Raw genomic sequence first — 18,043 nt, 5'->3', positions numbered from 1 at the left:
GTCGAGCCATGCTCGACTGCTTCTGCCGGGAACAGTCGAGCATGGCTCGACTCTACAAAGCGCGATCAATGCACTTCGTCGTGGTACACGAACTTGGGCATTTCCCAGCGGTAATGAATCGCCAGCAGGCGCAGCGCGAAGCCACCGCCCAGGCAGCACAGGATCGCCGTGGCATCGGCCACGCCCCAGCGCAGCAGCAACAGATACACCGCGCCGGTCAGCAGCGAGATGATCGCGTACAGCTCCTTCTGGAAGATCAGCGGCACCTCGTTGCAGAGGATGTCGCGCAGCACACCGCCGAAGGCGCCGGTGAGCATGCCGGCGATCAGCACGATGGGCATGGCATGGCCGGCTTCGCGCGCGATCGAGCAGCCGATCAGGGTGAAGGCGATCAGGCCCAGGCCATCGAGCACCAGGAAGGTGCGGCGGAAGTGGTGCATCCAGCGCGCCACCCAGGTAGCGATCAGCGCCGCGCACACGGTGAAGCCCAGGTACTCGGGGTGCTTCACCCAGCCCAGCGGGTAGTGGCCGAGCAGGATGTCGCGCAGCGAACCGCCGCCAAGGGCGGTGACGCAGGCGATCATGACCACGCCGAACAGGTCCATGCGGCGGCGGCCGGCGGACAGCGCGCCGGTCATGGCTTCGGCGGAAATGGCAATGAGGTAGATGCTGGACAGCAGCATGGGACAGGCTCCGGGCGCGGTGGGGCCGGCCATGCGCGCATACCGCCACTGCCTGCACAATGACGGGATGACGACGACCGGTGCCGCTCCCGCTGTCCTTTTGCCTGAGAGTTCAGCGGGATGAACCGCGTGCCCCTTCGGCGGATCGTGCCGGGCGTGCCCGGTGACCTCTCTCCAGCTCGGCGTGTCGAATGCATGGTTGGTGGGATTCCAGCCCACCGGCCTGAGCGATCATGGGAGCCTGCGCCTTCGGCGGGCGCCAGCGCGGCGCCTCTCTCCTGCATTCGGGCGCCAGTATATCCGCTGCAGTGCAGCACGCCATAATTCCCCCATGGCCCGTCCGTCCGTCCCGTGGTTCCTGTACCTGCTCGAATGCCGGGATGGCAGCTATTACGCGGGCATCAGCACCGACGTGGCAGCTCGTTTCGCCGCCCATCTGGCCGGCAAGGGGGCGCGCTACACCCGGGCCCGTCCGCCGCTGCGCATCCTCGCCGTGCGTGAGTACCCGGACCGCTCGGCCGCCTCCCGCGCCGAATGGCAGCTCAAGCAGCAGCCGCGCGAACGCAAGCTGGCCTGGTTGCAGGCCCCGGCCGAGGCCGTCCCGTAGATTCACGCCATGCGTGGATGACGCCTTCCGAGCATGCCATGATCGCCGCACCCATCGACACAGGGACAGTCCGATGAAGACCTGCTGGATGCTGCTGTTCACCGCCTGCATCGTTTTGCCGGCCTGCGCCCGGACCCCGCAGCCGCTGCAGCAAGGGCAGATCGGCACCGCCGCAGAGCTGGCCGCGCACCGTGGTCCGACCTCGCCCGAGTCTATCCACCTGTACCGCGACCGGGTGCCGCCCGATCTGGCTGATCTGATTCCGCTCGCTGAAAAGTGGGGCATCAGTGATGATGTGCTGCGCGACGAGATGCAGGAGCGTGCGACCGCAGCGGAGAAGCAGGCAATGGGCGATGCGTTGAAGGATCGCCATGCACGCATCACCGCCTGGCTCGACAGTTTTCCTCAGGGCCAGCCAATGTCTGACGAAGCCGCCGCCTTCATGTACATGCAGGTGGGCGCCGACGAAATGGGCCTGATGCAGTAGATCCACGCCATGCGTGGATGCAGCTGGGGAGTGAGCGCCGTGGGTGCTGCCAGTAAAGCGTGGATTTCAATCATCGTGCTGGTGGCCGCCATCGCGCTCCTGCCTGGCCTTCTCTACCTGCTCGGGCTGGCCTGGGTGGATGGCTGGCCGCACCCCGCCGACCGTGAGCCCAGCGGCGTGGCGGCATGCAGCAGTGAACCGCGCGCGGGCTACCGGCGGATGAACCCCTGGGGCTTCGTCGTGCAGCTCTTCGACGGGGATGCGAGGAAAGCGAATGTGCCCGTGGTCGAGCAGGAGGCCTACTGGGTTGCCCGCCGCCATCTGATGCAGCAGCCGCGGCACGGCACGCTGCGCTGGCGGTTGAGCAGCACGGCGCTCACGATCTGGCTCACCCGGCACTGGAGTGCCGCGCAGATTGCCGACACCGCGAGGAAGGAAGACTTCTGCAGCAAGTCAGTGCGTGGCGCTACAACTTCATCGACGCATGGCGTGGATCTACCTCGGCCGCCGGTCTTCCTGGTCATCCCCGAAGATGATGCGCGCACTGCGCTGGTAGCTCCAGTACGCCACCGCCCAGTTCAGCAGTACCACCACGCGGTTGCGGAAGCCGATCAGGAAGAACACGTGCGCGGCCAGCCAGAACCACCAGGCCAGCACGCCGGACAACTGCAGCTTGCCCAGGTGCACGATGGCGGCCATGCGGCCGATGGTGGCCAGGTTGCCGAAATCGGCGTACTTGAACGGCCCCGGCGCCGGCTTGCCATGCAGGCGCGCGCGGATGACATCGGCCACGTACTTGCCCATCTGCTTGGCGGCCGGTGCAACGCCGGGTACCGGCTTGCCATTGGCCTGGTTCAGTGCGGCCAGATCGCCGGCCACGAACAGTTCCGGGTGGCCGGGCAGGGTCAGGTCGGGCTGCACCTGCACACGGCCGGCGCGGTCCAGCGGCACATCCAGCGTGCGCGCCAGCGGCGAGGCGGCCACGCCGGCGGCCCAGACCACGGTGCGTGCGGGTACGAACTGCTCGCCCAGCCGGAAGCCCTGGCTGTCGATGTCCTTGACCGGGGTGCCGGTCAGCACTTCCACGCCCAGCTTTTCCAGCTGCCGGCGTGCCTTCAGCGAGAGCACCTCGGGGAAGGAGGACAACACGCGCGGGCCGGCCTCGACCAGGCGCACCTTGGCGCTGGCCGGGTCGATGTGGCGGAACTCGTTGCGCAGGGTGTGGCGGGCGATCTCGGCCAGGGTACCGGCCAGTTCGACGCCCGTGGGGCCGCCGCCGACCACCGCGAAGCTGAGCCAGGCGGCCTTCTTTGCCGGGTCCGGTTCGGCCTCGGCGCGTTCGAAGGCCAGCAGCAGCTTGCGGCGCAGGGCGATGGCATCGTCCAGGGTCTTCAGGCCCGGCGCATCGCCGGCCCACTGGTCGTTGCCGAAGTAGGCGTGGGTGGCGCCGGTGGCCAGCAGCAGGCTGTCGTAGCCCAGGGTGCTGCCGTCGGCCAGCTGCACCTGGCGGGTGGCCTTGTCGATGGCGACGACCTCGCCCAAGCGCACTTCCACGTTGCGCTGGTGGCCGAGGATGTGGCGCAGCGGCGCGGCGATATCGGGGGCGGACAGGCCGGCGGTGGCGACCTGGTAGAGCAGGGGTTGGAACAGGTGGTGGTTGCGGCGGTCGAGCAGGGTAATCCTGATCTTCTCGCGGGCCAGGGCCCGGGTGGCCCAGAGGCCCGCAAAACCGCCGCCGATGATGACCAGGTGGGGGACTGGCTCGCGGCTCATCGACGTACTCCAGAGGGGGATGGATGTCGCCCTGCATCATCGCACGTCACATGGCTGCCAGCGGCCATGGGTGATACTCCGCTCAGCCTGCAGCCCACCGAGGAAACCATGTCCGAACCGGAAAAGCGCATCGCCCTGCTGATCGACGCCGACAATGCGCCGGCCTCGAAGATCGATGAAGTCCTGGCCGAAGTGGCCCGTTATGGCGTGGCCAACGTGCGCCGTGCCTACGGCAACTGGAAAAGCCCGCGCTTGAAGGGCTGGGAATCGGTGCTGCACGAGTACGCCATCCGCCCGATCCAGCAGTTCGCCTACAGCAAGGGCAAGAACGCCTCGGACATGGCCATGGTCATCGATGCGATGGACCTGTTGTACGCGCGCAACCTCGATGGTTTCGCCATCGTGTCCAGCGATGCCGATTTCACCCCGATGGTGATGCGCCTGCTGACCGACGGCGTGAAGGTGTATGGCTTCGGCGAAAAGAAAACACCCGAGCCGTTCGTCAACGCGTGTTCCAAGTTCACCTACCTGGAGGCCCTGGGCCAGACCCACGCCAGCGTGCCTGATGTCGAGGCCGAGACCGGACAGGCGCCGAACGGACAGGTGGCCAGCGACGAAGTGCGCCCACGCAAGAACAGTGCGGAGCTGCGCAACGACACGCGCCTGGTGAAGATGCTCCGGCGCGCGGTGTCGGCCGCCGAGGGCGAGGATGGCTGGTCGCACCTGGGCCCGGTCGGCAGCCAGATTGGCAACCAGGCCTCGTTCGATCCGCGCAACTATGGCTATGGCAAGCTCAGTGACCTGCTGGCTGCCATCGGCCTGTTCGAACTGAAGAAGGACGGCAAATCGTCCTATGTGCGCGCGCTGCCGAAGAAAAACCGGTAATGCCGGCCGCTGCCCGGCATATCGACGCCACGACTCAGATCACCCGCGAATCGGAACCCGCATAGCCGTCGGCGAACCCGGCGGCGAAATCCTCAACACCGTTGAAGGCCAGCAGCAACAGCCCCGCACACAGCAGCAGGTTGCGGCTGGAACGGCGGTAGCCCAGCGCCAGCATCACCAGCCCTGCCGCCAGCAGAACGTAGTTCAACGCATCCCATGCAGCCACGTCGTCTCTCCCTGTGGATGGGCGTATCGTAGCGTCTCCGCGCCGCCGTGGCGCACCGCTGCAGGCAGGGAAATCCGCAATGTTGAAGATCTGGGGCCGGCGCAATTCCAGCAACGTCCGCAAGGTGCTGTGGTGCGCCGAAGAAATCGGGCTGCCGTACGAATCCATCGAAGTGGGCGGCAGCCATGGCGGCACGCAGTCGGCGGAGTACGTGGCGCTGAACCCCAACAGCCTGGTGCCGGTGATTGAAGACCACGGCCTGCCGCTGTGGGAATCGAACACCATCGTGCGCTACCTGAGCGCGCGCTACGCGCTGGGCACGCTGTATGCCGAAGATGCGATGGAACGCGCGCAGGCCGAGAAGTGGATGGACTGGAGCACGTCGCGGATGGCTGGGCTGTACTCCGAACTGATCTGGGGCATCATGCGCACCGCCCCGGCCGACCGTGACGAAGCACGCATCAACGCTGCCATCGTGCGTGCCGGGGATTATCTGGCGATGGCCGATGCGACTCTGGCCAAGCAGCCGTGGCTGTCGGGCGGGACATTCGCGATGGGCGACATTCCGCTGGGCTCGTTGATCTACGCCTGGTATGAACTGCCGATCCAGCGCCCGGACCTGCCGCACCTGGCCGATTGGTACGCCCGCCTGCGCGAGCGCCCGGCCTACCAGCGCGGCGTGATGTCGCCGCTGACCTGAGCGGCGGTGTCCATGAAGGTAGCGCCACGCCCGGCGGGCGCGGTCACGCAACCCTCAATACAGATCCGTCGGATCCACATCCAGTGACCAGCGCACCTTGCGCGCCTCCGGCAGTGCATACAGCTGCGGCACCAGCTGGGCCAGCACGCCGTGCAGTGGCGGCCGCTGCTGCGCAGACAGCAGCAGTTGGGTGCGCTGGTAACCGGCGCGGCGCGGCATCGGCGCCGGCATCGGCCCATAGGCTTCCACGACGTTGTGTTCGCCCAGCAGCTGCCGCGCCGCCAGCAGGAACGCATTGGCATGTTCGAGCTGCTGCGCTTCGGCGCGCATCAGCGCCAGATGCGCGAACGGCGGGAATCCGGCGGCCTGGCGCTGGTTCAACTCGGCCTGCGCGAACGGGTGGTAGCCACCGCTGACCAGGATTTCCAGCAACGGGTGCCCCGGGTGGTGGGTCTGCAGCCACACTTCGCCCGGGTCGCGCGCGCGGCCGGCGCGGCCGGCCACCTGGATCAGCTGCTGGGCCAGCTTCTCGCTGGCGCGGAAATCGGCCGAGAACAGGCCTTCGTCGATGCCCACCACCACCACCAGGGTCAGCTTGGGCAGGTCGTGGCCCTTGGCCAGGATCTGCGTGCCGACCAGGATGCCGGGCTGGTCGCCCAGCTTCGCCAACTGCTGTTCCAGCGCATCGCGCCTCGAGGTGGTGCCGCGGTCGATGCGCACCACCGGGTAGTCGGCGAAGACGCTGACCAGGTGCTCTTCCAGGCGCTCGGTGCCGATGCCCTGCGGCTGCAACGCGAGGCTGCCACAGGCCGGGCAGGCCAGGGGCGCCGGCTGCCGCGCACCGCAGTGGTGGCACTGCAGGCGACGGCCGCCGCCGTGCACGGTCATCGGCGCATCGCAGCGCTGGCATGGCGCGGTCCAGCCGCAGTCGTGGCACAGCAGTACCGGCGCGTAGCCACGGCGGTTCTTGAACACCAGCACCTGCTGGCCACGCTGCAGGTGTTCGCCGATACCGGCCAGCACATCGGCGGAGAGGCCATCGTGCAGCGGCCGCTTGCGCACATCGAGGATGCGCACGCGTGGTGGCTGAGCATCACCGGCGCGCTGCTTCAGGCGCAGGTGGGTGTAGCGGCCGGCATAGGCGTTGTGCAGGGTTTCCAGCGAGGGCGTGGCGCTGCCCAGCAGCACCGGGATGCCCAGCGCCTTGGCCCGCACGAGGGCGAAATCGCGGGCGTGGTAGCGGATGCCGTCCTGCTGCTTGTAGCTGCCGTCGTGTTCCTCGTCGACGATCAGCAGGCCGGCCTGCGGCAGCGGGGTGAACACCGCCGACCGGGTGCCGACGATCACCCGCGCCTCGCCGCGCGAAGCCGCGGCCCAGACGCGCGCGCGTTCGTTGTCATTCAAGCCCGAATGCAGCGCGTGCACCGCGATGCCGAGTCGCCCACGGAAGCGCGCCAGGGTCTGCGGGGTCAGGCCGATTTCCGGCACCAGCACCAGCGCCTGTTTGCCCTGGGCCAGGCAGTGGATGATGGCCTGCAGGTAGACCTCGGTCTTGCCGCTGCCGGTCACCCCGTCCAGCAGGAAGGCATGGAAGCCGTCGGCAGCGGTGATCGCGGCCACGGCCTCGGCCTGTTCCGGGTTGGGGGTGGGGCCGGGCAGGGGCTGCGCATGCTGGGGCGCCACGCTCAGGGCCACGCGCTCGGCCAGCTCGCGTTTGGCCAGGCTGCGTGCGGCGGTGCGCCAGTCCTCCATCCGCGCGCCCAGTACGTCTTCGTCGACCACGGCTTCGCCCAGCAGCTCGGCCAGTTGCCGCGGGCGGGTGCCGGCGCGCAGCTTTTCGCGCTGGGCCTGGCCGGCGGCGGTCAGCTGCCAGCCCCAGTGATGGGTCTCGGGCAGGGCCTCGCCGTGCCGCAGCGGGCCGGGCAGGGCGGTGTTCACCACTTCGCCCAATGGTGAATGGGTGTAGCGGGCCAGCCACTGCAGGCTTTGCCACAGCTCGCCCTGCAGCAGTGGCTGCGGATCGCACCAGGCCAGCGCCTGGCGCAGGCCCTGGCCATCGTCCACCTGGCCCTGGCCGGCCACCATGCCTACCAGCTCGCGGTTGCCGAACGGCACCTTCAGGCGGCAGCCGACCGGCACGGCCGGGCCCGGACCTTCCGGGGGAAGGTAGTCGAACAGGCGCGGCAGCGGGACGGGCAGGGCGACCTGCAGGGTCGGGATGGGGTCGAGCATGAGGGCAGTGTAACGGGCAGGGCGGGGGCCAAAGGCAGAGGCGATCGCGTCGCCCCCGCCTGCCGCGCAATCATAAATGTCACCTAAATATCGGTGGCTATTAGAGATTCAGTCTTATCCACATCTTCTGTGGATAACGTTGTGCGTTACCGGTCGACGGGGGCGTGTGAGGCCGATGGCGACGGCTTTACACTCGGGTTGGTCAAAAAATAGCCATACATAAAACATCAATAAAATCAATGGCCTGATTGTGAAACATTGCTGAAACAAGGTGAATCTGCGGCTTCACAACGAATCGACCCGGCACCGCATTGATGCTGTGCACAACCTGCAGCACGAAGTGCCCGTGGGCGCAAGTCCTGCCGGCCGCCGATGGGCTGCCGCTATCATGCCCGCAGACCTTTGGAGTAACCGATGACGGCTGTGCCCGCCCCTGTTTCCTCGACCGCGGCCGGCGCGCTGTCGGCGTTCCTGCGTGGCGTCGAACGCCGCGCGCTGGTGGTTGCCGAGCTGCAGTGCGGTGACCCCGCCCGCGCCGAGCAGACCCTGGTCGCGGTGATGCGCGCTTTCTCCGCCGTGGCCAGCGACCTGCCGATGGCGCAGTGGCCGACCCGTTTCTGGACCCTGCTGGGCCAGCGCCAGGCGCTGCGCGAGCCGGCTGCCGCGCAGTGGCCGCCGTCACTGGCTGCCCTGGGCGACATGCCGCCGCTGCCGCGCCTGGCCCTGCTGCTGCGGGTCGGTGGCAGCCTGGATGAAGGCATTGCCACCCGCGTGCTGGACATCGATGAAGACGGCTACCAGCAGCTGCTGGCCGCCGCCTGCCCGCGCGATGCCCACGGCCAGCCCGATGCAGCGGCGTGGCGCGGCCTGGCCGAACAGGTGCAGCTGCGCATCCGCGATCTGCCGGCCAAGCGCCTGCAGCAGCTGCAGCAGCCCTCGGCACCGGCCACGAACAACCAGCCTCCTACTGCCAGCTGGCGCACGCCGGAGCGCGACGAGCGCAGCGCGCCCAAGCGCCGCCGCCCCAACAGCGGTGCGCCGCGCTGGCGCGGCCCGGCCATCCTGCTGGTGACGGTGGCGGTGCTGCTGGCGGCCGCCCTGGGCTGGCGCTACTGGCAGCACCACGCGACGGCCAGCGATGCGCCGCTGCCGGAAGGCGTGGTCGCCGAGGCCGGCCCTGTCACCGTCCAATCGCTGCCGGCCAGCGAGGTGCAGCCGACCGCTGCCGCCGATGGCCACGCGGCCGAGGACGCCGCCATGCTGGCCGACCGCGACTATCCGCTGGCCGCCGACGCCGACCTGTATGCGTGGAGCGCCGCGGGCGGCCCGCTGCCGGTGGATGAATCCGAACCCAAGCCGACCCGCCCCGAGCCGGTGGGCGCTGCGCTGGAAACCGCTGCTGATGAATAAGTTCCTGTTTGCCGGCCTGGTGCTGGCCCTGCCGCTGTCGCTGTCTGCCGCGCCGCCGTCGCTGGAAGTGCCGCTGCCGCCGCCAGCGCCGGGTACAACGCCAGCACCGATGGCCGATACCCGCTCGCCGCCCGCCTTTGCCCAGCTTCGTCCGGAGCAGCAGCGCCAGCGTCGGGCCGACTACGCCGCGTTTAAGGCCCTGCCGGAAGGCGAGCGCGACCGCATCCGCCAGGCCGCTGCCCGCTTTGCCGCGCTGCCGGCTGCGCAGCAGCAGCGCCTGCGCGAGCAGTTCCAGGCCCAGGACCAGTCGTTCCGCGATGGTTGGCGGCTCGGTCCGCGGCTGGGCATGCAGTTTCCCAAGCTGCACGGTCTGTTCGGCCTGGTGCCGCCGGAACAGCGCGAGACCGCGCTGGTCGTGCTGCGCCAGCTCACTGATGCGCAGTTGACGCAATTGACACTGGTTGCCCAGCGCACCCCGCCGCAGGAGCGTGATGCCGTGCGTAGTGCCTTCCTCGCCGTGCCGCCCGCCGAACGCGATGCCTGGCTCAAGCGCCAGGCTGGGCAGTAACACCGGAGGGGATCGGCGGGGATTTGATGGGCAATGGGCGTGGAATCGCCGGGATTTGACGGGGATCTGGCGGGGTAGAGTCGACTGTTGGTCGACTGCTCTGTGCCGGAAAAGACCCGCGCGCTGCGCGCGGTAGTCGACCAACGGTCGACTCTACCCGCGCAACGCCCGGAGATTTTTGCACGGCCAGAACGACGTGCAGTCGACCAACGGTCGACTCTACCCGCGAGCGGTGCGGGATCGTTTGGCCGTAAAATAGCCGGCCCCAACCCGGTGCCTGTGCCCTTCGCGCGCAACCGTAGTTGGCGTTCCGTATTTCCATGTCTACTGCAACCTCCACGCCGCGCTTCAGCAAGGAAGTCGGCGCGACCGGTCTGCTCGCCCTGCCTTTGGTGCTGGGCCATGTATCCACCGGTCTGATCTCCTTCGTCGACAACGTCATTGCCGGCCACCACGCCACGGCCACGCTGGCCGCGGTCACCATCGGCACGGCCCTGTTGTGGCTGCCGATGCTGATCCCGATCGGCACCCTCATCTCGCTCACCGCCTCGGTGTCGCAGCTGCACGGCGCCGGCCGCGAGCGCGAAATTGGCCCGCTGTTCCGCCAGGCGCTGTGGCTGGCGCTGGGCCTGGGCTTGATCATGTTCACCTTCCTCACCGTGGTGCCGCCGCTGCTGCCGGCCTTCGGCATCGCCCCGGACATCGTGCCGGGGGCCACGGCCTTCCTGCACGCGGTGCGCTGGGGCGGCCCCGCGCTGACCCTGTACTTCTGCATGCGCTACCTCAGCGAGGGCATGCACTGGACGTTGCCGACCATGCTGCTCGGCTTCGGCGGTCTGCTGGTGCTGGCACCACTGGGCTACGTGCTGGCCAATGGCAAGCTCGGCTTCCCGGAAATGGGCGCCGAAGGCCTGGGCATCGCCTCGGCGGTGATGATGTGGCTGCAGGCCATCGCCTTCGCCACGTATCTGTGGTTCACCAAGCGCTTCGCCCACCTGCAGCTGTTCTCGCACTTCGAAGGCCCGCGCCCGGCGGCCATCCGGGACCTGCTGCGCACCGGTCTGCCGATCGGCATCACCGTGCTGATGGAAGGCGGCCTGTTCATCGTCACCGCGCTGCTGATCGGCCGCCTCGGTGCCAACGAAGCGGCCGCGCACCAGATCGCGATCAACGTGGCGCAGCTGTGCTTCATGATCCCGATGGGCGTGGCCGAGGCCACCACCGTGCGCGTGGGTCATGCGGTCGGCCGTGGCGATGGCTTCGGCGTGCGCCGCGCGGCCTGGGCCGGCTACGCGATCATCATGGGCACGCAGACGTTGTCGGCGGCGGTGCTGCTGTTCGGCCACGATGCCATCGTCGGTGTCTACACCAATGACCTGGCCGTGGCCGGGCTGGCCTCGACGCTGCTGCTGTACGCGGCCACCTTCCAGTTCCCCGATGGCATCCAGGTGCTGTCGGCCGGCGCGCTGCGCGGGCTGAAGGACACGCGCGTGCCGATGTTCATCGCCATGTTCGCCTATTGGGGCCTGGGCATGCCGCTCGGTGCCGGGCTTGGCCTCGGCCTGGGCATGGGCCCGCAGGGCATGTGGATCGGCCTGATCGTCGGCCTGACCGCTGCCGCCATCCTGATGGGCTGGCGCCTGCGTCGCAGCAGCCTGCGCATCGGCCAGTCGGCCCTGGAATGATCGTTGCGCCCGTCACGACAGACCGTGACGGGCGATCCCCTGACTTGTGTCCGATGCCACCTCACGCGGCACCGGCTATGCTGTTACCACGGCAAGAAGCCATCCGGAGCGCTCCATGAACCAACCCGTGCCCCCGCTGCCCCCGGCGCATCGCAATCCCGTCGCCAGTTTCTTCATCGGGCTGTGGGACGTGATGAATTTCACCCGCAGGCTGATCCTCAACCTGGTGTTCTTCGGGCTGCTGCTGTTGGTGGTGGTGATGTTCATCATCGCTGCGGGCATGAGTGCCGGCGGCAGCAAATCCCTGCAGGACCGCACCACCCTGGTGATCGCGCCTGAAGGCCGGCTGGTCGAGCAGTACAGCGCCGACCCGGTCAGCCGCGCGCTGGCCAAGGCCGTGGGCGACAACGGTGCCGAGGAAGTGCAGCTGCGCGACCTGCTGCGCGTCATCGAGTCGGCCAAGACCGACAAGAAGATCGAACGTGTCGTGCTGGAACTGGACAAGCTGCAGCCGTCCGGTTTCGCTTCGCTGCGTGAAGTGGCCGGTGCGCTGCAGGATCTGCGCGCCTCGGGCAAGCAGATCGTGGCCTTCAGCCAGAGCATGGGCCAGTCGCAGTACCTGCTGGCCGCGCAGGCCGACGAGGTCTACCTGGACCCGATGGGGTCGGTGGTGCTGGAAGGCCTGGGCCGCTACCGCCAGTATTTCCGCACCGGCCTGCAGGACAAGCTGGGCGTGGACGTGCACCTGTTCAAGGTGGGCGAGTACAAGTCCGCCGCCGAACCGTACGTGCTGGATGCGGCCTCGCCGGCGTCCAAGGAAGCCGATCTGTTCTGGATGAACGACGTGTGGCAGCGCTACCTGGGCGACATCGCCAAGGCGCGCCGCCTGGATCCGGCACAGCTGGCCGCAGGCATCGACACCCTGCCCGAAGGCGTGGCGGCGGCCGGTGGTGACCTGGCCAAGTTCGCCCTGCAGCAGAAGCTGGTGACCGCGCTGAAGACCCGCGAGGAATTCGAGGATCTGATGATCGAGCGCGGCGTGGCCGATGAAGACGCCGACGGCGGTTTCCGCAACATCGATTTCGCGTCCTACATGGGCCAGCTCGATGCGCGCCGCAACCCGGTGGACACCCGTCCGCAGGTGGCCGTGGTGGTGGCCTCTGGTGAGATCAGCGGCGGTGACCTGCCGGCCGGCCGCATCGGTGGCGAATCGACCTCGGCGCTGCTGCGCGCCGCGCGCGATGATGACCAGGTCAAGGCGGTGGTCCTGCGTGTGGATTCGCCGGGCGGTGAAGTGTTCGCCTCCGAGCAGATCCGCCGCGAAGTGGTGGCCCTGCAGGCCGCCGGCAAGCCGGTGGTGGTGTCGATGGGCGACCTGGCCGCCTCCGGTGGTTACTGGATCAGCATGAACGCCGATCGCATCTATGCCGACCCGTCGACCATCACCGGTTCGATCGGCATCTTCGGCATGATCCCCAACTTCAGCCGCGCGCTGGACAAGTTCGGCGTGCATACCGATGGCGTGGGCACGACCCGCTTTGCCGGTGCCTTCGATGTCACCCGTCCGATGGACCCGGCCGTGGGCCAGGTCATCCAGTCGGTGATCAACAAGGGCTATGCCGACTTCACCGGTCGCGTGGCCGAGGCCCGCAGGAAGCCGGTCGAGGCCATCGACGAAGTGGCCCGTGGCCGCGTCTGGAGTGGTGCGCAGGCCAAGGAGCGCGGCCTGGTCGATGCCTTCGGTGGCATGAAGGACGCGGTGGCCGATGCCGCCAGCCGTGCCAAGCTGGGCAATGAAGAGAAGTACCGCGTGCGTTACATCGAAAAGCCGGCCACGCCGTTCGCGCAGTTCGTCAGCGGGTTTGCCGGCAGCCATGCCGGTGCCTGGATGCTGGCCGATTCAGGCATGGCGCGGATGATGCTGGCGCGCACGATGCCGGAAGTGGATACCCAGCTGCGCTTCGTCGAGAACGCCGCGCGCGAGAAGGGCAACGGTGCCCCGGTGAAGGCACTGGCGTACTGCTTCTGCGGGTTCTGACCGGCGCTTGCCGTCAATGAGAACGCCCGGCTTCGGCCGGGCGTTTTTGTTTCTGGTAGCGCCGGGCCACGCCCGGCGGATGCAGACGGCCGCGCTTCGCGCTCGCCGGGCTTGGCCCGGCGCTACCGCCCACCCATCACTGAGTCGCCTCAGCCTCGGCTTTGCGCTCGCGCTCTGCACCTTCATCCAGCGTCTGCTGCACGCCCTTGGCGCGGTCCAGCGGCGGGTTGATGGCCTTGGCCAGCGCCTGCGGCTCCGGCGGCTTTTCGGGGTTGGGCGGGGCCGGCTTCTGGCACCCGGCCAGCAGCGCGACCGACAGGCAGACGGGAATCAGCAGACGCATGGTGGTGCTCCTGGGCGGACGATGGGGGCAGTGTCGCATTGTCGGCAACGGCCTGCTGTGACGCGTATCCTTGCGGCATCAAAATGCAGCGGGCGCGGCCCCGGAGAACACATGACCCAGCAACGGTGGCGTCTGGACGGGCAGACGGCCCTGATCACCGGCGCCAGCGCCGGCATCGGCCTGGCGATCGCACATGAACTGGCCGGTTTCGGTGCCGATCTGATGATCGTCGGCCGCGACATCGACATGCTGGAAACCGCGCGCGACGAACTGCTGGACGAGCATCCGCAGATGCAGGTGCATGCGTTGGCCGCCGATGTCTCCGACGACGAGGACCGTCGGCAGATCCTGGACTGGGTGGAGGACCACAGTGATGGCCTGCACATCCTGGTCAACAACGCCGGTGGCAATGTCACCAAGGCGGCCACCGAGTACTCCGAGGACGAATGGCGGCAGATCTTCGAGACCAATCTGTTCTCGGCGTTCGAGCTGTCGCGCTATGCGCACCCGCTGCTGGCCCGGCATGCCTCGTCGGCCATCGTCAATGTCGGCAGCGTGTCCGGCCTGACCCATGTACGCAGCGGCGTGGTGTACGGCATGACCAAGGCGGCGATGCACCAGATGACCCGAAATCTGGCGGTGGAGTGGGCCGAGGACGGCATCCGCGTGAACGCGGTGGCGCCGTGGTACATCCGCACACGGCGCACCTCCGGGCCGTTGTCTGATGCCGATTACTACGACGAAGTGATCGCGCGCACGCCGATGCGCCGCATCGGTGAGCCCGAGGAAGTGGCGGCAGCGGTGGGCTTCCTGTGCCTTCCAGCATCGAGTTATGTCACCGGCGAGTGCATTGCCGTGGACGGCGGCTTCCTGCGTTACGGGTTCTGACCCCATCACCGACCCGCCGCCGGCCAGCGGCCGGCGCTACCAAGGCGGCATCGCGCGATAACCGGGGCTGACCCTTCATCGGTAGTGCCGGCCGCTGGCCGGCAGCAGATGGACCGACCCGCCGCCGGCCAGCGGCCGGCGCTACCAGGCTTGCGGTACCTAATCCGGTACCCGGCAATCACTCGCAGCCAGTACCGCCTGCAGGCGCTCGCGCTCGGCGCGGGCGGCGTCGCGGTTCTCCGCCGAGGCAAAGCGCTCGCTGCCGCGTGCAGTGCGGAACTGCTGCTGCCAGCTGCCACAGCGCTGGGCCTCGGCCACTTCACTGCAGCGGTCAGTGACCACCTCACAGCTGGCGGCATTGACCGGGGTGGCACCGCCCAGGCCGCTGACGGTCATCAACTCGCAGCGGCCCGGCGCAGCCTCGTACTCGTGCAGGTACTGCCCGCCCTGTGAATCCAGGCACTGGAAGATCGGTGGCAGCGGTGGCTTGGGCGGCGCGTTTTCATCGACCCTGTCATCACCGGCGCGGGGCAGCAGGGCGCTGTCGAGGATGGCATCGCCGCCATCGCGCTCGACCATGTAGGCCTCGCTGATGATGCGTTCCTGGCCCGCGCGTGGCGGTGTGGGAGCGTCCGGCGTCGCGGCGGTGGGTGCTGCAGGCGCAGGGTCGGCGGCGACCGGCGCTGGCCTGGGAGCGGCTGCGGGGGCCGCAGCCGGCGTCGACTGCGCGGAGCCGGGCAGCTTCACGATCTCCTGCTTCATGCCGGCCGAACAGGGCGTGCGCTGCACGGTGGGAACATCGCTGCTGCCGGTGCAGCGGTAGATCACCATCTCCTCGGCCGCAGCGGCACCGGGCAGCAGGGACAGGGCCAGCCAGATCAGTTTCTTCATGCTTGAAGCCTACAGCAGCGGCCACTGTCCGGTAGATGCCAACCTTGGTTGGCACCGCTGTTTGCCAGCGCCCACCAAGGTGGGCATCTACCAAGGCAAAGCCCTCAACCGCCGCTGCAATCCTGCGACAGGCGTGCGTCGATGCCGCGTTGTTCGTTGCTGATCGCGGTGCGTTCGCTCTGCAGGGCGCTGTTGTAGCGGCGGTCCAGTTCCCAGCGGCGGTCGCGCAGGCGTGAGCAGACTTCCTGGGCCGGCAACATGGTGCAGGCATCGCGCACCAGCACGTTGCCGCCGGGCACGCTCACCCCATGGCCAAGCGAGGGCCGCTGTACGGGAATACCGGCACCGCCGTGCGGCGGCCCGATGCCGATGGCGCCGCCACCGGGGCCCGGGCCGGGCGGTCGCGGGCGCGGCCCGCCGATGGGTCCCTGCGGATACCAGACCGTGGTCCATACGGGCACCCAACGCGGATTGCCTTCGTTGTTGTCGCTGGTGTAGCGGCTGCCGTCCTCGCGCACGCACTCGTACATCGGCTGCGGCGGCTGGATGTAGACGTGGCGGACCTCGCGCACGCCCATGTCCGGCGTCGCTGCGGGCGTCGGCGGTGGGGTATCGGTGCTGACTGCACGCGGCGGCGGGTCGCGCGGGCGCTGCAGGTCGCGCACCTCCTGGCGGCCGCTGCTGCAGGGGGTGTCCTGCAGGGCAACCCCGCCATTGCTGCCCACGCAGCGGTACACCCGCACGTCATCGGCAGCGAAGGCCACCACGGGCATCGACAGAGCCAGGCAGAGGGCAGGGCGCAGCAGGTTCATGGCTGCAGCCTGCGCGAATTGCCGCGGCACTGCAATCGACGCATCAGGAACGCAGGATGCTGCCGCTGAGCGCGTCGCGGATGGGCGTCGGCTGGGCCAGGCCGCCGGTCTGGCCATCGAGGAGGCCGTCGAGCAACCGCAGCAGGCGCGGGTCCAGTTCTTCGCGGCTGCGCGCCGGTGGCTCACCGGCCAGGTTCGCGCTGGTGGACACCAGCGGCCCGCCCCAGGCGCGGCACAGCGCTTCCACCAGCGGGTGGGCACTGATGCGCACGGCAATGCCGCTGTGTTCGCCGGTGACCCAGCTGCGTGCCCGTGGGCCGGCCGGCAGGATCCACGTGTTGGCGCCGGGCCAGCTGGCCAGCACCGCGCGCTGGCGGGCGTCGGGCAGCGCCTCCAGGCGGACCCAGCCTTCCAGCTGCGGCAGGTCGGCGGCGACCAGGATCATGCCCTTTTCGACCGGGCGCTGCTTCAGGCGCAGCACCATGTGTACCGCCGCCTCATGCGCGGGATCGCAGCCCAGGCCCCACACCGCCTCGGTCGGGTAAGCGATCACGCCCCCGGCGCGCAGCGTGGCCACAGCAGTATCGAGGGTGAGTTCTTTCATGGGGAAGACCGGCCCGACGTGGGGCTTCATTATCCCCCCGATGCGTGCAGAAGGGGTGGTGGGGGCGGCCGGTAGTGCCGGCCGTCGGCCGGCATGTGCATTGCCCGGGCTGCCGGCCAGCGGCCGGCACTACCCTTCATCCTTGCTGCGGTGGGTGCGGACCGTTGGTCCGCACATCCTGGCAGATCATCCACGCATGGCGTGGATCTACTTGGCGGCCTTTTTCACTGCCTTTTTGACTGCCTTTTTCACGGCCTTCTTGGCAGCTTTCTTTGCAGGCGCTTTCTTGGCGGCGGCCTTCTTCGGTGCGGCTTCCTTCTTCACCGCCGCCTTCTTGGCGGGGGCCTTCTTCGCAGCCGCCTTCTTGGCGCCGAAGCCCTTGCGCACCGGCTTGCCGGTTTCTTCCATCAGCTGCTGCACTTCCGCCAGGGTCAGCGATGCCGGCTCGCGATCCTTGGGGATCTTGCCATTCATCCTGCCGTCGCTGATGTACGGGCCGAAACGGCCGTTCAGCACCTGGATGTCGCTGCCGTCGAATTCCTTGATGATCCGGTTGCGCGCGATCTCTTCCTTCTCTTCAACCAGGAACACGGCACGGGCCAGGTCGATGGTGTACGGGTCGTCTTCCTTCTTCAGCGAGGCATAGGTGCTGCCGCGCTTGGCAAACGGTCCGAAGCGGCCGATGCCGACGCTGACCGGCTCGCCATTGTCCTCACCCAGCGCACGCGGCATCAGGAACAGTTCCAGCGCGTCTTCCAGGGAGATGGTGTGCATCGACTGGCCGGGGCGCAGCGAGGCGAACTTCGGCTTTTCCTCGGCGTCCTCGGCGGTGCTGCCGATGGCCGCGTACGGCCCGAATCGGCCCAGGCGCACGCTGACCGGCTTGCCGGTCTTGGGGTCGGTACCCAGTTCGCGGGCACCGCTGGCCTCGGCGCGGTCGACCGATTCCTTCTTGTCTTCCACCAGCTCCTTGAACGGCTCCCAGAAGCGGGCCATCAGCGGGATCCACTCTTCCTCGCCGCGCGAGACGGCATCGAGCTCGTCCTCAAGCCTGGCGGTGAAGTCGTAATCCACGTACTGGGTGAAGTGGCTGGACAGGAACTTGGACACCGCACGGCCCACGTCGGACGGGCGGAAACTGCGGCCTTCCATTTCCGGAGCGTTGCGCGTTCATGGCCCATTATCGCCGACCACGCGGTGCATCGGGCACC

General features: G+C 68.3%; 17 protein-coding genes, 1 pseudogene and 2 riboswitches. Of the genes and pseudogenes, 9 read left to right on the top strand and 9 right to left on the bottom strand.

Annotated features, from left to right (window positions below; translation table 11 throughout):
* Nucleotides 1-65 precede the first annotated feature (65 nt).
* Complete coding sequence (locus ACQKDV_RS11545; protein ID WP_427783881.1) at nucleotides 66-683, bottom strand: trimeric intracellular cation channel family protein; 618 nt, start codon at nucleotides 681-683, stop codon at nucleotides 66-68.
* An 82-nt stretch (nucleotides 684-765) separates the two neighbouring features.
* Nucleotides 766-871, bottom strand: a riboswitch (glycine riboswitch).
* 13 nt (nucleotides 872-884) lie between these two features.
* A riboswitch (glycine riboswitch) is annotated at nucleotides 885-974 on the bottom strand.
* A 40-nt stretch (nucleotides 975-1,014) separates the two neighbouring features.
* On the opposite strand from ACQKDV_RS11545, the gene ACQKDV_RS11540 reads away from it, so the two are divergent.
* Nucleotides 1,015-1,290: a GIY-YIG nuclease family protein gene (locus tag ACQKDV_RS11540; RefSeq protein ID WP_427783880.1), complete on the top strand. Its 276-nt coding sequence runs from the start codon at nucleotides 1,015-1,017 to the stop codon at nucleotides 1,288-1,290.
* Between the two features lie 73 nt (nucleotides 1,291-1,363).
* Nucleotides 1,364-1,777 (top strand): hypothetical protein, encoded by a 414-nt coding sequence (locus tag ACQKDV_RS11535; RefSeq protein ID WP_427783879.1) that lies wholly within the window; start codon nucleotides 1,364-1,366, stop codon nucleotides 1,775-1,777.
* Nucleotides 1,778-2,272: 495 nt separating this feature from the next.
* Here ACQKDV_RS11535 and ACQKDV_RS11530 read toward each other — a convergent pair whose 3' ends face one another.
* The gene (locus ACQKDV_RS11530; protein ID WP_427783878.1) at nucleotides 2,273-3,550 is read right to left on the bottom strand and encodes an NAD(P)/FAD-dependent oxidoreductase; all 1,278 of its coding nucleotides are present in this window, start codon (nucleotides 3,548-3,550) and stop codon (nucleotides 2,273-2,275) included.
* A gap of 108 nt (nucleotides 3,551-3,658) precedes the next feature.
* Here ACQKDV_RS11530 and ACQKDV_RS11525 point away from each other — a divergent pair, with 108 nt between their 5' ends.
* Nucleotides 3,659-4,435 carry an NYN domain-containing protein gene (locus tag ACQKDV_RS11525; protein WP_427783882.1) on the top strand — a complete coding sequence of 259 codons (777 nt, stop codon included), beginning with the start codon at nucleotides 3,659-3,661 and terminating at the stop codon, nucleotides 4,433-4,435.
* Nucleotides 4,436-4,469: 34 nt separating this feature from the next.
* Here the strand turns inward: ACQKDV_RS11525 and ACQKDV_RS11520 are convergent, their stop codons facing one another.
* Nucleotides 4,470-4,661 carry a hypothetical protein gene (locus ACQKDV_RS11520; RefSeq protein ID WP_427783877.1) on the bottom strand — a complete coding sequence of 64 codons (192 nt, stop codon included), beginning with the start codon at nucleotides 4,659-4,661 and terminating at the stop codon, nucleotides 4,470-4,472.
* 79 nt (nucleotides 4,662-4,740) lie between these two features.
* On the opposite strand from ACQKDV_RS11520, the gene ACQKDV_RS11515 reads away from it, so the two are divergent.
* Nucleotides 4,741-5,361 (top strand): glutathione S-transferase family protein, encoded by a 621-nt coding sequence (locus ACQKDV_RS11515; protein WP_427783876.1) that lies wholly within the window; start codon nucleotides 4,741-4,743, stop codon nucleotides 5,359-5,361.
* Between the two features lie 54 nt (nucleotides 5,362-5,415).
* On the opposite strand, the gene ACQKDV_RS11510 is transcribed toward ACQKDV_RS11515, so the two are convergent.
* Nucleotides 5,416-7,593 carry a primosomal protein N' gene (locus ACQKDV_RS11510; RefSeq protein WP_427783875.1) on the bottom strand — a complete coding sequence of 726 codons (2,178 nt, stop codon included), beginning with the start codon at nucleotides 7,591-7,593 and terminating at the stop codon, nucleotides 5,416-5,418.
* A 414-nt stretch (nucleotides 7,594-8,007) separates the two neighbouring features.
* Between ACQKDV_RS11510 and ACQKDV_RS11505 the strand changes: the two genes are divergently transcribed.
* From ACQKDV_RS11505 to sppA, 4 genes are all read left to right on the top strand, one after another.
* Entirely contained in the window at nucleotides 8,008-9,003 is a 996-nt protein-coding gene (locus ACQKDV_RS11505; RefSeq protein ID WP_427783874.1) for a hypothetical protein, read from the top strand.
* Complete coding sequence (locus ACQKDV_RS11500) at nucleotides 8,996-9,571, top strand: DUF3106 domain-containing protein (protein WP_427783873.1); 576 nt, start codon at nucleotides 8,996-8,998, stop codon at nucleotides 9,569-9,571. Before ACQKDV_RS11505 ends, ACQKDV_RS11500 begins: the two co-directional genes overlap by 8 nt.
* Nucleotides 9,572-9,891: 320 nt before the next feature.
* The gene (locus ACQKDV_RS11495; RefSeq protein ID WP_427783872.1) at nucleotides 9,892-11,256 is read left to right on the top strand and encodes an MATE family efflux transporter; all 1,365 of its coding nucleotides are present in this window, start codon (nucleotides 9,892-9,894) and stop codon (nucleotides 11,254-11,256) included.
* A gap of 115 nt (nucleotides 11,257-11,371) precedes the next feature.
* The gene (gene sppA, locus ACQKDV_RS11490; protein WP_427783871.1) at nucleotides 11,372-13,294 is read left to right on the top strand and encodes a signal peptide peptidase SppA; all 1,923 of its coding nucleotides are present in this window, start codon (nucleotides 11,372-11,374) and stop codon (nucleotides 13,292-13,294) included.
* A gap of 136 nt (nucleotides 13,295-13,430) precedes the next feature.
* Here sppA and ACQKDV_RS11485 read toward each other — a convergent pair whose 3' ends face one another.
* The gene (locus ACQKDV_RS11485) at nucleotides 13,431-13,637 is read right to left on the bottom strand and encodes a hypothetical protein (protein ID WP_427783870.1); all 207 of its coding nucleotides are present in this window, start codon (nucleotides 13,635-13,637) and stop codon (nucleotides 13,431-13,433) included.
* Between the two features lie 111 nt (nucleotides 13,638-13,748).
* Here ACQKDV_RS11485 and ACQKDV_RS11480 point away from each other — a divergent pair, with 111 nt between their 5' ends.
* On the top strand, nucleotides 13,749-14,525 hold the full coding sequence (locus ACQKDV_RS11480; RefSeq protein ID WP_427783869.1) for an SDR family oxidoreductase: 777 nt from the start codon (nucleotides 13,749-13,751) through the stop codon (nucleotides 14,523-14,525).
* A 159-nt stretch (nucleotides 14,526-14,684) separates the two neighbouring features.
* Here ACQKDV_RS11480 and ACQKDV_RS11475 read toward each other — a convergent pair whose 3' ends face one another.
* The 4 genes and pseudogenes from ACQKDV_RS11475 to ACQKDV_RS11460 form a co-directional block, all read right to left on the bottom strand.
* A complete protein-coding gene (locus tag ACQKDV_RS11475; RefSeq protein WP_427783868.1) occupies nucleotides 14,685-15,416 on the bottom strand; it encodes a hypothetical protein in 732 nt (243 codons plus the stop codon).
* Nucleotides 15,417-15,520: 104 nt separating this feature from the next.
* Entirely contained in the window at nucleotides 15,521-16,228 is a 708-nt protein-coding gene (locus tag ACQKDV_RS11470) for a DUF4124 domain-containing protein (RefSeq protein ID WP_427783867.1), read from the bottom strand.
* A 43-nt stretch (nucleotides 16,229-16,271) separates the two neighbouring features.
* Nucleotides 16,272-16,862 (bottom strand): Sua5/YciO/YrdC/YwlC family protein, encoded by a 591-nt coding sequence (locus ACQKDV_RS11465; RefSeq protein WP_427783866.1) that lies wholly within the window; start codon nucleotides 16,860-16,862, stop codon nucleotides 16,272-16,274.
* Between the two features lie 177 nt (nucleotides 16,863-17,039).
* A pseudogene (locus ACQKDV_RS11460) lies at nucleotides 17,040-17,999 on the bottom strand (topoisomerase C-terminal repeat-containing protein); the annotation flags it as partial.
* Nucleotides 18,000-18,043: the final 44 nt, after the last annotated feature.

Origin of the sequence: Stenotrophomonas sp. NPDC077659, assembly GCF_050268705.1 — a bacterium.
Classification (GTDB): domain Bacteria; phylum Pseudomonadota; class Gammaproteobacteria; order Xanthomonadales; family Xanthomonadaceae; genus Stenotrophomonas.
This window is presented reverse-complemented; position numbering and strand designations above follow the sequence as displayed.